This is a genomic window from Flavobacteriales bacterium (assembly GCA_016715895.1).
Taxonomy (GTDB): Bacteria; Bacteroidota; Bacteroidia; order Flavobacteriales_F; family PHOS-HE28; genus PHOS-HE28.
Genome location: JADJXH010000004.1, coordinates 1,609,149 through 1,624,027 on the forward strand (window position 1 = coordinate 1,609,149; position 14,879 = coordinate 1,624,027).

Consider the following 14,879-nt stretch of genomic DNA (forward strand, 5'->3'; position numbering starts at 1 on the left):
TCTTACGCCTGCACGGCGGCGTTCCAGGTGGCGGGATCCTTGCGCCACGCGTTCAGCGGGGCCAGGTCCTTTTCGGTGATGTAGCCCTCGCGCAGGGCCTGGTCCAGCAGGATGTTGTAGTTGGTGAGCGCGTGCATCTTGACGCGGGCCTCCTCGAAGGCCGCGCGGGCCACGTCGAAGCCATAGGTGAAGATGCTCACCATGCCCTTCACGTCGAGGCCCGCATCGCGCAAGGCGTTCACGGCCTGCAGGCTGCTGCCTCCGGTGCTCACCAAGTCCTCCACCACCACCACATTGCGGCCCACCGAGAGGTCACCCTCCACCTGGTTCCGCAGGCCGTGCTCCTTGGCACTGGTGCGCACATAGATGAAGGGCAGGCCCATGTCGTGGGCCACCAGCATGCCGTGGGCGATGCCGCCCGTGGCCACCCCGGCGATCATGTCCGGCCGCCCGAACTCGCTCTGGATGAGGTGCACGAACTGCTGCCGGATGAAGGTGCGCACCGACGGGTAGGACAGGGTTTTCCGGTTGTCGCAGTAGATCGGGCTCTTCCAGCCGCTGGCCCAGGAGAAGGGCTTTGAGGGGCTCAGCTTCACCGCCTTGATCTGCAGCAGCAATTCGGCAACTTTGAGGGCCGGATCAAGGCGGTCGTTCATGGCGCAAAACTACGAAGTCTCCATCGACGGGCTGGCCGTGGTGCTCACGCAACACGCGCCCGCAGCGGCTCCCCAAGCGGGAGGGCTGGTGGTGCAGGCCGCCGCGGCCGAGGGGGTGGACGCGCTGGTGGAGCGGGCGCGCCGCATCCCCGGCGTCGAGCGCCTCACGTTGGTGGTGCCCGATCCGGCGGCGACCTGGGACCGGTTCCGCAGCACCTGCGTTGTGGTGGAGGCGGCCGGTGGCGCGGTCACCGATGAGCACGGACGCCTGCTCGCCATCCATCGCCTGGGCCGTTGGGACCTGCCGAAGGGGAAGGTGGATCCCGGTGAGTCGCTGCCGGAGGCCGCCGTGCGCGAAGTGAAGGAGGAATGCGGGCTCCGCGAGGTGAGCATCGTGCGACCGCTGTGCGAGACCTGGCACACCTACGAGCGCGGTGGCGAACGTCACCTCAAGCGCACCTCCTGGTTCCTCATGCGCGCTTCCAGCGCGGAACGGCTCGTGCCGCAGCACGAGGAGGACATCCGCGAGGTGGCCTGGATGGACGCCGATGGCGTGCAGCGCGTCAAGGCCGGCACCTACGCCACGGTGCGTGCGGTGATCAGCGCCTGGGAGGAGGCGGTGCCTCGCTCCCGAACTTGATGCGGTCGCGCTCCTCCTGCTGGGTGCGCATCCCATGCAGCACCGCTGCGAGGCCCTGGCTCGGTGCTGGGGCGGGGCTCTGCGCCAGCGTGCGGTCGTTCAGCAGCAGGAAGGCTGGCGCGGTGGGCGCGCGCAGTTGCTCCCGGGCACGCTCCGGGTCGCGCGCCTGCAGCCAGGTCCAGCCTGTGCCGCCGATGCTGCGCGAGAGGCGCACCGCGGCACCCGCGTCGCTGTCGAGGACCAACACCACGTAGCGCACCACATCGCCGAAGCTCTCCTGCAGCTGCGCCAGCGCGCGGAGCTCCTGCTCGCAATAGGTGCAGCCCACCGTGGTGAGGACGAGGCAGACGGGTCCGCTGAACACACTGTCCAGCGGTACGGGCGTGCCCTGCAGGTCGTTCAGCGCCAGGTCGGGCAGGCCCGTGCCGGGACGCATGGCGGTGAGGTCCCACAGCATGTTGGCCGCCAGGGTGCGATGGCCCGGGTATCCGCTGCGTGCGGCCACATCGGCCAGGACGCGCTCGATCCCGCCGCGGTCCAGCACCTTGCCGGGACGGGCCAGGTACACCTGATCGATCAACAGCAGTTCGGCGAGCGCGCGGTCCTGCCGGAAGGGCGGGTGTTCCATCACGAGGGCGATCAGGCTGTCGGTGGCGGCCTGCTTCACCCCGTCCACCAGCCGGCGCTCGTCCGTGCGGAAGGGATGCGTCATCAGGTGGTCCTCGTACAGGCTGCGGAACAGGCGCACGAACTCGGGCTTGTCGATGTCGGGTTCATGACCGGAGAGACAGCGCACATGCAGGGCCTCAGGCTCCTGTTGTGGGCCGAGGTACAGGCCGCACAGCCCCAGCTCCACATTGCGCTGGAACCAGGGGTCGTCCACATCGGCGTAGAAGCGCTTCAGCTTGAAGGCGAAGCTGTCCAACCGGGCCTGCGACCAGCTCGGTGTGTAGAACAGCGTGGCCGGGCGCTTGACGCTGTCCGCCTGCAGGGTGCGGTCGCCCTCGCGGCGCAGCACGTCCACGGCCTGCATGCCGGCGGCCTCGTCGGTGGCCAGGTCCTCCGCCACGAAGCCATCGAGGCGCTCGTAGAGGTCGGTCATCAGCGCGTTGATGTCGAGCGGCGGCAGGTCGATGAACTCCAGCACGATGGGCAGGTGACCCTTCACCGGTCGGGCCCCGGGTGCGGGCGGCAGCGGCCTCACGCGGTAGGTGGCGCCGTCGCGCAGGAAGAGCTCGGCGCGGTGACCGCCCACGATGAGCAGCGCCTTCGTGGTGCCCTGCACCTCGGCCTTCAGCGTCGCACGCCCGTCCGCACCGATCAGCGTGCCGTCCACGCGTGTGGTGCGAAGGGTGAAGAGGTCGTCCATGCGGTGCAGCACCACCTGCTGGCCGGCGCGTTCGGGCGCTTCGATCTGCAGGGTGGCGATCGCCGGCGCGGCGTGCGCCAGCAGGGCGGTGAGGGCGGACAGGAGGGTCCTCATAGCGTGACCCCGGTCGGGAGGAAGGCGCGCACGTCGGCCTGGTTGGCGATCAGTTCGCGCACGATGGTGCTGCTGATGTGCGCGTGTTCGGGAAGGGCGGGCAGAAAGAGGGTCTCCACACCACGCAGCGCATGGTTCATCAGGGCGATGCTGCGCTCATTGCCATGGTCGGTGCTGTTGCGCAGGCCACGGACGATGTAGCTGGCGCCGAGCCGCTGGCAGAGATCCGCGGTGAGGCCCTCGAAGCGGATGATGTTCACCTGGGGCATGTCCTGGAAGGCCTGCCGCAACCAGGCCTCACGCCTGTCCAGGTCGAACATGCCGCGTTTGGTGGTGTTCACGCCCAGGGCCACGTGGATGGTGGCGAACAGCGGAAGGGCACGCTGCACGATGCTCCAGTGGCCGATGGTGACCGGGTCGAACGATCCGGGGAAGACGGCGATCGGGCGGCTCATGGCGGGGTGGGGCTGAAGAAGCTGAAATGTACGGAACCGTAGGTGCGTCGCTTGCGGAACCAGGGGTCGGCGTCAAGGTCGATCCCGCGCGGATGCTCCAGGATGAAGAGGCCGTCCGGGGCCAGCAGCCCACCATCGCGCACCAGCCCGGGCAGCATCTCCGTGCCGGGAAGATGGAAGGGCGGGTCGGCGAACACGATGTCGAAGGGGCCGGTGGCATGCCGCAGGTACTGGAACACGTCGGCGCGCACCTGGGACCAGCCCGCCTCGTTGAGCTCGCGGGCCAGGCGCTGCAGGTGGGCGAACAGGCGTGCGTCCTGTTCCACGCTGATCACCTGCGCGGCGCCGCGCGACAGGAACTCCGCGGAGATGCCACCGGTGCCGGCGAAGAGGTCCAGCACCCGGATGCCCTCGAGCGCGATGGAGTGCTGCAGGATGTTGAAGAGGCCTTCCCGCGCGAAGTCCGTGGTGGGGCGCGCCTCGATGCCCTTGGGCGGATCGATGCGCCGATTGCGGTGCCGGCCTCCTACGATGCGCATGCGGCCTGTTCGAGCAGCGCCCACAAGGACTCCGGTGATGGGGCGTCCAGTCCGACCAGCATCGCGTCCGTGCCGGTCACCGCCGGTGCCGCGTTCGGCAGATAGCGACGCACCAGTTCGGTGTCGGTCGGGGTCCAACCGGGCCCGCACCAGCGCACGGCCGGCACGGCGGGGTCTTGATGCATGGCGTCCAGTAGGTGCAGGAGGTAGTAGAGCGCATCGGTGCCGGTGGCGCAGTGGTAGGCGTTGCTGAGCTTCAGGCCGTCCCGGTCGGCCAGGGCCACGTCCATGCGCTTGCCCACGCGGTGCGCCACCAGCGCGGGTCCCTGGCGGCCCAGGGCGAGCACGGAGCGCACGAGCAGGCTGCGCAGGGCGATGGCGCGCGCTGCGGGGAAGCGCTCGAGCACCTGATGCTCCATGGCTTCGTCGTGCAGGTACACGCACCGGGCGCCGAGGTCTTCCACGGGTTCATCCCGCAGCAGCCCGGTGGGCAGGGGACCATGCACCAGGCTCAAGTGGTCCGCTTCGGTGCCGGGGCGCAGGGTGCTCTCGGGCACCAGCGTGCTCAGCTCGGGCATCGCGCAGAAGCTGACGGTGGCCGGATGGTGGGGCAGCTGCTCCTCCGCAGGCCAGGCGGCGCCCCGGCCCTGGGCCAGCATCAGGCATCGGCCGTCGGCCCGGTCATGCGCGCTCCACGCCAGCCCGTCCGGATGCACCACGATGCCCAGGTGAAGCCCGGCGGCCCCGCGGTCGTAACGCGGCAGGTGGTGTGCATCGGTGTCGGTGGTCCTCGCCATGTCGCGCTCTTCCGGAGAACGGGGTCAAAGGTGGATAATTTCACCCGCCGCCATGGTCCCGTGGCGCCGCCTCGCCACCCCATGCCTCCGCCCGAGCCCGGTCTTTCCGCAGCGCTGCGCGCCGCCCTCGGCCATACGCCCACGGCCGGTCAGGAGCGGGCGATCGCGGCGCTGGACCGCCTGCTGGGCACCACCAAGGAGCGGGCCACCCTCGTGCTGAAGGGCTACGCCGGAACGGGCAAGACCACGCTGGTGGGTGCCCTGGTGCGGGTGCTGCGCGCGCAGGGCCGTCCGGTGGTGCTGCTCGCCCCCACGGGCCGCGCGGCCAAGGTGCTGGGCGCATATGCCGGCGCCGCGGCCGGCACCATCCACCGGCGCATCTATCGGATGGACCCCGGCGGTGAGGGCTTCGCCGGCATGTCGGTGACGCCCAACCGCGATGCGCACGCCCTGTTCATCGTGGACGAGGCGAGCATGATCGGCGGCGAAGGCGGCTTCGGCGACCGCGACCTCCTGGGCGATCTGTTCACCCATGTGTTCTCCGCCCCGGGCACGCGGCTGCTCCTCATCGGCGATCCGGCGCAGCTGCCGCCCGTGGGCAGCGTCCACAGCCCCGCGCTGGACCCCGCCCATCTCCACGAACGCTTCGGGCTCACCGCCGGCGCCGTGGAGCTCACCGATGTGGTGCGGCAGGCCGAGGCCAGCGGCATCCTCGTCAACGCCACCGCCCTGCGGGCCGAGGTCGTGGCCAACGAGCCCGCGCCGCGGTTCATCCTGGGTCACCCTGACGTGGTGCGCATCACCGGCATGGAGCTTCAGGATGAACTGGAGGCCTGCTACGCCCGATACGGCGGCGAGGACGTGTGCCTCATCACACGCAGCAACAAACGGGCATACCAATACAGCCAGCAGGTGCGGGCACGGATCCTGGGCTTTGAGGAGGAGCTGTCGCCGGGCGACCGGCTGATGGTGGTGAAGAACGATTATTACTGGGCGGGGCGCAATGGGAAGGCGGAGCTCATCGCCAATGGCGAGCCCATGGAGGTGCTGCGTCGGCGCGATGTGGAGGAGCGCCACGGGCACCGCTTCTGCTGGATCGAGGCCGCCTGGTGGAGCGGCGACGAGCGGCGCGTGGGCGACTTCCTGGTGATGCTCGATGTGCTGGCCCTCGACGCGCCCTCCCTGCCGATGGCCCGTCGCCGGATGCTGAACGACAACGTGCTCGCCGCGCATGCGGTCACCGGCAAGGGCGCGCGCCTGAGCATCCTGCGGCAGGACCCGTTCGCCAACGCGCTCCAGGTGAAGTACGCCTACGCGGTCACCGCCCACAAGGCGCAGGGTGGACAGTGGCCGGCGGTGTTCGTGGACCAGGGCTACATCACCGAGGAGATGATCGACACCGAGTACGTGCGCTGGCTGTACACCGCCGTCACCCGTGCGAGCGACAGGCTCTACCTGCTCAACTTCCACCCGCGGTTCTTCGGGGAGGAGGATTAGTTGATCGCCATGCACGCGTCGTGCAGGGCGGGTCCGGCGTGCGGCCGCGGGGTGGCCAGGGCGATCAGGTGGTCGGTGCCCACGCTGAAACTGCTCACATGATAGACCGGGGCGGCCTCACGCACGAAGACCTCGTGGCGGATGGTGAGCACCTGCGTGCCGTCCAGTACCCGCAGGGCGTGCAGGTCCTCCATGATGCCCACACCGCTGGCTTTCAGCACGGCCTCCTTCCGGGTCCACAGCGTGAGGAAACGCCGCTTGCCTTCCGCACCACCGGCCTGGATGTGCGACACTTCGTCCGGCGTGAAGTAATGGCCGGCCACCAGCTCATGGTCGGTGCGGCGCTCCACGGTCTCGATGTCCACCCCGAGCTCATCGGTGCCGCCGATCGCCACCACCAGCGCGTCCTTGGTGTCGCTGAGGTTGAAGGCCGGACCTCCGTCGGGCAGATGGGGCTTGCCGTGCGCACCGCGCGCCATGCGGACCGCCTCGGGGGCCACGCCCAGGGCACCGCCCAGCAGCATGCGCAACAGGCCATGACCGGCGATGAAGCGTTCGCGGTCGGGGGCGAAGCGGAACCGCTCGGCACGCTGCCGTTCCTCGTCGTCCAGCACGGCGCCCAACCGATGCAGATGCGGCAGGAGTGCGGTGACGGTGGCGTACCACAGCCTTACGTGTGCGGAGGCCGCGAGCGGTGGTGTGCGCTCCAGCGTGCGCAGAGGCGCGCAATGCACGGTGAGGTCGCGTTCGCGCATGCTCACAGCACGACGGCGGAACCCGAGGTGGCCCGTTCCATCGTGAGGCGAAGTTCGTTCGCCAGGGCGCCCACGTTCGGCTCCTTGATGAGGTCGTAGTGGTCGCCGGGCACCATGCGCACCTCCAGGCCGCCTTTGGCCAGGTGTTCCCAGCCCATCTGCCGGGGGCCCCACGAGCGCTCGGCCTTCATCACGGTGAGCTTTCCCGCATAGGGCCGCGGCACATAGGCCATGGCCGCACGGTCATAGGTGTCGATGATATGGAAGTTCCTGAACCGCTCGGGCACGGTGCCATCGTTGCGCAGGAAGCGGGCCACCAGTGCACGCAGCACGGCCTTCTTGATGGGGTCGTAGAACTTCAGGTCGCTGGCGATGGCCTCGGCATGCAAGGCCGGCGAGTAGGCGTCGATCACGGCCAGGTAGGGCACCTCGTCGCCCATCGCCGTGAGCTGCTGCGCCATCTCGTAGGCCACGATGCCGCCGAAGGAATAGCCGCACAGCAGGTAGGGGCCGTGCGGTCGCGCCTGCTTCAGCTCGGAGATGAAGAAGCGCGCGATGTCCTCCACCGTGGTGTGATGGATGACCCTGCCGTCCTCGCCCTGGTGGAAGAAGGCGTAGAAGGGACGTTCGTTGCCGAGGTACCTGGGCAGGAAGTGGCTCGCCTCGTCGCCATGCACGCAGAACAGCGGCGGGGCCGCGCCTTCCGGTTGGATGAGGGAGAGGTTCTTCCAGTCGTCCACCGCGCCATCACCCCGGAGCAGTTCGGCGAACTGCGCGATGGTGGGCGCCTCGAAGAGCGACTTCAGGGGCAGCGTCCTGTTGAACTGCTGTTCCACGAGCCCGAGCAGCTGGATCCCGATGAGCGAATGGCCGCCGAGGTCGAAGAAGTCGTCGTGGATCCCGATGTCGGTCGCGTGGAGGACCCTGCCCCAGATCCCGGCCAGGGCGCGCTCGAGGTCGTTGCGGGGCGCGGTGCGTTCCTCCTTGCGGGCCCTGGGCTGTTCGGCCGGTGCGGGCAGTGCGCGTCGGTCGATCTTTCCGTTGGCGGTGAGCGGCAGGTCGGCCATCACCACGAACGCGGTCGGCACCATGTAGCCGGGCAGGCGGCCGCGCAGGTGCTCGCGCACGCGGTCGAGCAATGCGGCACGGCGTTCCGGGTCCCCATGGTCCCGGGCATCGGTGGGCACCACGTAGCAGACCAGCTGCTTCTCACCCGGGCCGTCCTGACGGGCCACCACCACCTTGTCCTTCACCGCGGCCACATCGTTGAGGGCGTTCTCGATCTCACCCAGCTCGATGCGAAAGCCGCGGATCTTCACCTGCCCGTCGGCCCGGCCGATGAAGGCGATGCTGCCGTCATCCTGCCAGCGCACGACATCGCCGGTGCGGTACAGTTTGACGCCGCTCCTCCCGCTGAAGGGGTCGTCGATGAACTTCTCCGCGGTGAGGTCGTCGCGCTTCCAGTAGCCCAGGGCCACGCCATCGCCGCCCGTGTACAGCTCGCCCTTTCGGCCCACGGGCACGGGAGCGCCCTGCTCATCGAGCACGTGCACCGTGGTGTTGTTCAGCGGGAAGCCGATGGGTACGCTGTCGGTGATGCCGGCCTCGCTATCAATGGGGAAGCAGCAGGTGAAGGTGGTGTTCTCCGTGGGGCCGTAGCCGTTGATGAGCACGTTCGGGCCGAGCGCCTTCAGGGCCTTCTTCACATGCGGCACGCTCAGCACATCGCCGCCGGTGAGGATGTGCTTCAATCCGCGCAGGCGGTCGAGCTGCTCATCCACCAGCATGTTGAACAGACCCACCGTGAACCACACGCTGGTGACCTTGTGTGCGGTGATGGTGTCGCAGATCTCGGGAAGGGTGGGCTTCTGTTGCGGCTGCAGCACAAGCCGGCCACCGTTCAGCAGCGCGCCCCAGATCTCCAGGGTGCTCGCATCGAAGCTGATGTTCGAGAGCTGCAGCCAGCAGAGGTCGGGGCCGAAGGCGACGAAGTTCTGCCCGCGCACCAGACGGATGATGGCCCGATGCGGCACCACGACGCCTTTCGGTGTGCCGGTGCTTCCGCTGGTGTACATGATGTACGCGGGGGCATCGGGCCGCACGGCCGGCATGACCGCATCCCCCTTCTCCATCACCTCATCCACGAAGATGTCCTTCGCCCGATGGCTGGGCAGGGCGTTCGCGAGATGCCGTTGGGTGAGCATCACCCGCACGTCGGTGTCGCTGAACATGAAGGCGAGGCGGTCGGCGGGATAGGCCGGGTCGAAGGGCACGAAGCAGCCGCCCGCACGCAGGGTGGCGAGCATCGCCACCACCATGTCGAAGCTGCGGTCCATGCACAGGCCCACCGGCTCGCCGGGCTTCACGCCCATGTGGACCAGGGCGCTGCTGAGCGCATGCACACGCCGCTGCAGTTCACGATAGCTGAGCTTCTGGTCGCGCAGTTCCACAGCCGTGCGATCCGCTTGCTTCGTGGCCACCTCGTCGAAGAGGCCGCCGACATCCACCTGCGGGAACGGGGTGGTGCGGCCGTGCCATTCGGGCAGCGGCATCCGCTGCGCATCGGCGATGTCCGCATCGCCCGCGAGTTCCGCGATCGTCGCGTTGGGATGGCCGATCACGCGCTTGATCAGCGTTACGAAGCGGTCCATCCAGCCCAGCACGGTGGCCTTGTCGAAGAGGTCGGTGTTGTAGCTCCACTCGAGCGTCAGGTGCCCCTCGTTCCCCGTGGCGTTCAGGAAGAGCTCGAAGTTCTCGAAGGCGCGCGGGTTCGAGATGAAGCGGTGCTTCAGGCCGTCGAAGGCCACCCCGTCGTCCATGTTCATGTCGATGTTGAACACGACGGGGCACAGCGGGATCCGACCGGGCTCACGCGGCACGTTCAACCGCTGAAGCAGCGTGCCGAAGGTGTATCTCTGGTTGTCGAACGCGTCGAGCACGCCGGTGCGCCGGCTGCGGAGGTGCTCGATGAAGGGCTTCTCCTCGTCGATGCGGCTGCGGAGGGCCAGGAGGTTCACACAGTGCCCCACGAGGTGCTTCATGCCCGTATCGCTCTGTCCGGCGGCGGGCAGGCCCACCACGATGTCGTCCGACCCGGTGACCCGGTGGAGGAGCACCTCGAAGGCGGTCATCAGGGTGGTGACGAAGCTGGCGCCACTGCGCGTGGCCACTTCCTTGAGCCCGCGCACCAGGTCCTGGTGCAAGGGCAGGTCGAGGCGGTCGCTGGTGTAGGTCTTGTGCTTCGGCCGGGGCCTGTCCGAGGGAAGGTCCAGCCGCGGGATGGGCCCCTTGTAGAGGTCGAGCCAGTAGCGCTCCACCGCCGCGTGCTCGGGGCTCGCGGCGAAGTCGATGGTGCCGAGGCTGTAGTCGCTGAAGGCGCTGGGCGGGGGCAGCTGGGGCGCCTCGCCGCTGCGCGCCGCATTGTACAGCGCGCTGATCTCGGCCATCATGATGCCCAGGCTCCAGCCGTCACAGACCACATGGTGGCCGGTGAGGCGCAGCAGGTGCGCATCCGCGGCGGTGCGGATCAGCTGCGCGCGGAACACCGGTCCGTTCCTCAGGTCGAAGGCCGTCGTCATGTCCGTGCGCGCGATGGCGTCCAGCCGCCGCGACCGTTCCGCGTCGGGCAGGTCGGAGAGGTCCGTGAACGGAAGTGCGAGGTGCAGCTCATCGGCGATGAGCATCCGCGTGCCACTGGCGTTCACCGTGGAGCGCAGCGCTTCGTGCCGCCGCACCAGGGCGTTCATGGCGTGCTCCAGCGCCACGCGGTCCATATGCCCCGTGAGCTCCAGGGATACGCTCTCGTTGTAGGCGCAACTGGCCTCCACGCCCATCTCCGCGGCGGCAAGCACCTCGCGTTGCGCCTCCGTGGTGGGGATCGCACGCTCCACCGCCGGCCCCGAGAAGGGGTCGAAGTCCACGGGGATGTACCGCGTCTCTGGAATGAATTTCTCCATGCGTGCGTCGTTGCGACGGGGCGCTCACCAACATCGACCGGTTCCGCCGGACCGTTTTCGCAGGGCGAAGGAACATCGCGTGTGGCACATGATCACGGGCATCCGGGACAGGTTTTCGGGGGCCGCCCTGTTCATTACGCCGCGGCCGTGCCCTGGAGGCTGCCGGCCACGGTGCCCAGCGCGCTGCGGAGCGCTTCGGCCAGGGCGCGCACCTGGGGTTCCTTGATCAGGCCATAGTGGTCGCCGGGAAGGGTCCGCACCTCCGGACCACCCTTCACCAGGGCGCCCCAACCCAGGTCCGCAGGGCCGGGGGAGGCTTGCGCCCGGAGCAGCAGGACGTTGCCCGCGTAAGGGCCGGGGGCATAGGCCCGGGTCGCCTTCCCATAGGTGTCGATGATGTGGAAGTGCCGGAGGGCGGGCGGTATGGTCGTCCCGCGCCGAAGATGGCGGGCGGTCAGGCGGCGCATCACCCAGCGCTTCAGCGGCATGTGCAGGCGCTCCTCGGCGGTGGCGCTGCGCAGGCCGTCCGCCGGGGCATAGGTGTCGAACAGCACCAGCAGGGGAACGGCCACTCCAAGCGCCACCAGCTGCCGGGCCATTTCGTAGGCCACGATGCCGCCGAAGCTGTATCCGCCGAGCACATAGGGCCCGTGGGGCCGTGCCGCACGGAGCTCCTTGAGGTAGGTGGCGGCGATGTCCTCCACGGTGGTGTGCTCGATGGTCTGGCCGTCCTCGCCCTGGTGCCCGAACCCATAGAACGGCTGGTCGTCGCCGAGCAGCTTCGGGAGGAACACATGGGCCTCGTCACCCTGCACGCAGAAAAAGGGGATGCGTGACCCCTCCGGGCGGATGGCCGACAGGTGTTTCCATCCCGTCGGGCCCACGGCCTCGCCGTCCAGGGCGGCGGCCAGTTCGGCGAGCGTTGGCGCCTGAAAGAGCGTGCGGATCGGCAGCCGCCGCCCCGTTCGCTTCTCCAGTTGCGCGAACAGCTGGATGCCCAGGAGCGAATGCCCACCGAGCGAGAAGAAGTTATCGTGCGCACCCACCTGGTCGAGTTTCAGCACGCGGCACCAGAGCTCGGCCAGCAGGCGCTGCGTGGGGCTGCTCGGCGCGGTGAACGAGGCGCGGTGGACCGTCAAGGCCGCCGGTCGGGGAAGGCGCTTGCGGTCGGGCTTGCCGGCCGCCGTCAGCGGCATCCGCGCGATCGGGTTCACGGTCGCAGGCACCAGGGCCTCGGGAAGGCGGGGCCTCACATGGGCGAGGACCTCCGCCGCGAAGGCCGCGCGGCGCGCCTCATCCCCGGCGACGGCTGGATCGCGGGGCACGACGTACAGATGCAGCTGCTTGTCCCCTCCGGGGGCATCAAGGGCCACCACGGTGCGGTCGGTCACGGTCGGCATGTCGTTCACGGCGGCTTCCAGCTCGCCGGGTTCCACCCGCTGCCCGCGCACCTTCACCTGGTCGTCGATCCGGCCCACGAATTCGATCGCGCCATCGGCGCGCCAGCGCACCAGGTCGCCGGTGCGGTACAGCCGCGCGTCCGGCGCGGTGGAGTACGGGTCGGCCACGAAGCGTTCGGCCGTCAGGTCAGGTCGGTTCCAGTATCCGATGGCCACACCGGGACCGCCGAGCCACAGCTCGCCCTTTCGGCCCACGCCTACGGGGCGTTGATACGGGTCGAGCACATGCACGGTGACGTTGCGCAGGGGGCGGCCGATCGGAACGGGAGCGTCCAGTTCGGACCGGTCGGTCACCGTGAACGTGGTGCTCATCACCGATACCTCGGTGGGTCCGTAGCCATTGACCAGCACGCCCGGGCCGACGATGTCGTAGGCGGCACGCGCCTGGGCAAGGGGAAGCACATCGCCGCCCACCATCAGGTGCCGAACGCCGCGCAGGGACCCGGGTTCCTCCTCGACGAGGAGCTTGAACAGCCCCGAGGAGGTGACCAGCGTGTTGACGCCCCGCGTGCGCAGGGCCTCTGCGATCTCCGCGATGCTGGGCCGCTCCGAGGTGCCGATCACCAGCGTGCCCCCATGCAGCAGCGCGCCCATGATGCTGATCTGGCAGGCATCGAACGAGATGCTCAGGTGATGGTGGAACACGAGTTCAGGACCGAACGTGAAGTAGTCCTGATCCGTGACCAGCCGCACGATGCCCCGGTGAGGCACCACCACCCCTTTCGGTGTTCCTGTGGAACCGGAGGTATGGATGAGGTAGATCGGGCCTTCGGGTGTGGTGCGGAACTCCGGTCGCCGATGCCTCACCGGCAGGTCCGCACTTCGCGCGAGGTCGATCACCGGCGGTTCGATCCCCCCCAGGAGGTCCTGTGTCGATGGATCGGCCAGGAGAAGATGCGGCCGCGCATCGTTCAGCAGCAGATGAAGGCGTTCCGCCGGGAGCCCGGGGTCCAGGGGGACGAAGGCGGCGCCGCTGCGCACGATGGCCAGCAGGCCGATGATGAGCTCCGGCGACGATCCGGCGCAGATCCCCACCCGGCCGCCCGGACCGGCGCCGAGCTCGATGAGGTGCGCGGCGAGGGTGTCCACCCGATCGCGCAGCTCGGCATAGGTCAGGCTCCGTTCGCCGTGCACGAGCGCGGTGCGCTGGGCATGGAGCCGTGCGGCCGCATCGAACATCCGGTCCACGGTGAGCGAGGCGTCCAGCGGGTGCGTGCGACCATGCCATTCGACCGGCACCGGTTCACCGGGGGGCTCCAACAGCTGAAGGATGGGTGCGTCGGGGGCGGCACAGGTGCGGTGCATCAGTGCGACGAGGTCATCGCACCACCGGCGGATGGTGGCGTGGTCGAACAGATCGGTGTTGAACGTCCACTCCAACACCAGGTCGTTGCCACCACCGGCCACGTTCAGCGTGAGCTCGAACTGTTCATAGGCGCGTGGTTCGCTGCTGAACCGGTGGCGAAGACCGGCGAACGACACCCCGTCGTCCATGTTCATGTCCACGTTGAAGATGACGGGGACCAGGGGAACGCGGTCGGGCGCTCGAGGCACGCGGAGCTCCTGCAGCAGTTCGCTGAAGGTGAAGCGCTGATGGTCGAAGGCATCGAGCACCTCGCTCCGTCTGCGGTTCACGTGGGCGCTGAAGGGGGCGTTCAGATCGACCCGGGCACGCAGGGGCAGCAGCGACACGCAATGGCCGGCGAGCCTCGTCATGCCCATGTCGCTCTGGCCGGCGGCGGGAAGGCCGACGATCAGGTCTTGCTGTTCGGTGAGCCTTGCGAGGAAGACCTCGAAGGCCGCGAGCAGGGTGGTGACGAAGGTGGCTCCGCATCGCGTGGCCAGCTGCCGGAGCTGATGGGCCAGCGCAGGGTCGAGCGGCACATCGATCCGATCGGCGGTGAAGCTGCGTTCCGGCCTGCGGGGATGATCGGTGGGCAGGTCCACCATGGGTGCACCGTCCGCGTACAGCGTCCTCCAATAGGCTCGTACCGCGTCACCTTCCGGCGAGCGGTGGAAGTCGTTCAGTGCTTCGGCGAAGGTGCTGTAGGCCTCGGCCACCGGGGCGGCCGGCGAAGCCGGGTCCAGGTTCGCATTGTACAACAGGCTCAGGTCGGCCATCAGGACACCCAGGCTCCACCCGTCGCATACGGCATGGTGCCCCACGATCCGCAGACGGTGCAGGTCGTCGCGCAGCCGGAGCAGCACGAAGCGGAACAGTGGGCCGTTCAACAGGTCGAACGGCCGCCTCATCAGGTCGGCGTCCAACCGGTCAAGCCAGGCCGAACGCTCCTGCTCGTCCTGGCCGCGCAGGTCGTGCAGGTCAAAGGGAAGCTGCACCGACTCCAGCACGAGCGCCCGTTGGCCGCTGCTGTCGAACACGGTGCGCAGGGCTTCGTGACGAACGCCCAGCTCGTTGAGCGCCGCGCGCATGGCGGTCTCATCGAGCGCTCCCTGCAGCGTGAGGCTCACGGACTCGTTGTATGCGCAGGAGGCCTCGTCGCCGAGCTGCGAGGCTGTCCATACCTCCCGCTGCGGCCCGGTGGTGGGGTAGGTCAGCAGCACGGACGGCCCGACGAACGGGTCGTGCTCGGTGCTGAGAAGGCGGATCTCGGGAACGAATTTCTCCATGTCATGACGC

10 protein-coding genes are annotated in these 14,879 nt (G+C 68.8%); 2 read left to right on the forward strand and 8 right to left on the reverse strand.

Going from position 1 to position 14,879, the window contains the following annotated elements:
• Positions 1-2: 2 nt before the first annotated feature.
• A complete protein-coding gene (locus tag IPM49_15650; GenBank protein ID MBK9275956.1) occupies positions 3-656 on the reverse strand; it encodes an orotate phosphoribosyltransferase in 654 nt (217 codons plus the stop codon).
• Here IPM49_15650 and IPM49_15655 point away from each other — a divergent pair.
• The gene (locus tag IPM49_15655; protein ID MBK9275957.1) at positions 655-1,296 is read left to right on the forward strand and encodes an NUDIX domain-containing protein; all 642 of its coding nucleotides are present in this window, start codon (positions 655-657) and stop codon (positions 1,294-1,296) included. The genes IPM49_15650 and IPM49_15655 overlap by 2 nt on opposite strands.
• On the opposite strand, the gene IPM49_15660 is transcribed toward IPM49_15655, so the two are convergent.
• From IPM49_15660 to IPM49_15675, 4 genes are read right to left on the reverse strand one after another with little or no spacing between them, the layout of a single operon-like run.
• Positions 1,256-2,779 (reverse strand): redoxin domain-containing protein, encoded by a 1,524-nt coding sequence (locus IPM49_15660; GenBank protein ID MBK9275958.1) that lies wholly within the window; start codon positions 2,777-2,779, stop codon positions 1,256-1,258. The genes IPM49_15655 and IPM49_15660 overlap by 41 nt on opposite strands.
• Positions 2,776-3,234 (reverse strand): pantetheine-phosphate adenylyltransferase, encoded by a 459-nt coding sequence (coaD, locus tag IPM49_15665; protein ID MBK9275959.1) that lies wholly within the window; start codon positions 3,232-3,234, stop codon positions 2,776-2,778. The genes IPM49_15660 and coaD overlap by 4 nt, the downstream gene beginning before the upstream one ends.
• On the reverse strand, positions 3,231-3,773 hold the full coding sequence (locus tag IPM49_15670) for an RsmD family RNA methyltransferase (GenBank protein ID MBK9275960.1): 543 nt from the start codon (positions 3,771-3,773) through the stop codon (positions 3,231-3,233). Before IPM49_15670 ends, coaD begins: the two co-directional genes overlap by 4 nt.
• Entirely contained in the window at positions 3,761-4,570 is an 810-nt protein-coding gene (locus IPM49_15675; protein MBK9275961.1) for a DUF3822 family protein, read from the reverse strand. The genes IPM49_15670 and IPM49_15675 overlap by 13 nt, the downstream gene beginning before the upstream one ends.
• An 81-nt stretch (positions 4,571-4,651) precedes the next feature.
• Between IPM49_15675 and IPM49_15680 the strand changes: the two genes are divergently transcribed.
• The gene (locus IPM49_15680; GenBank protein ID MBK9275962.1) at positions 4,652-6,067 is read left to right on the forward strand and encodes an AAA family ATPase; all 1,416 of its coding nucleotides are present in this window, start codon (positions 4,652-4,654) and stop codon (positions 6,065-6,067) included.
• On the opposite strand, the gene IPM49_15685 is transcribed toward IPM49_15680, so the two are convergent.
• The 3 genes from IPM49_15685 to IPM49_15695 all read right to left on the reverse strand — a co-directional run bounded on the left by IPM49_15685 (position 6,064) and on the right by IPM49_15695 (position 14,869).
• Positions 6,064-6,822 carry a 4'-phosphopantetheinyl transferase superfamily protein gene (locus IPM49_15685; protein ID MBK9275963.1) on the reverse strand — a complete coding sequence of 253 codons (759 nt, stop codon included), beginning with the start codon at positions 6,820-6,822 and terminating at the stop codon, positions 6,064-6,066. The two genes, IPM49_15680 and IPM49_15685, sit on opposite strands and share 4 nt — an antisense overlap.
• A 2-nt stretch (positions 6,823-6,824) precedes the next feature.
• Positions 6,825-10,778, reverse strand: coding sequence for an amino acid adenylation domain-containing protein (locus tag IPM49_15690; GenBank protein MBK9275964.1), 3,954 nt, complete (start codon positions 10,776-10,778; stop codon positions 6,825-6,827).
• Positions 10,779-10,912: 134 nt separating this feature from the next.
• The gene (locus IPM49_15695) at positions 10,913-14,869 is read right to left on the reverse strand and encodes an amino acid adenylation domain-containing protein (protein ID MBK9275965.1); all 3,957 of its coding nucleotides are present in this window, start codon (positions 14,867-14,869) and stop codon (positions 10,913-10,915) included.
• Between the last annotated feature and the right edge of the window lie 10 nt (positions 14,870-14,879).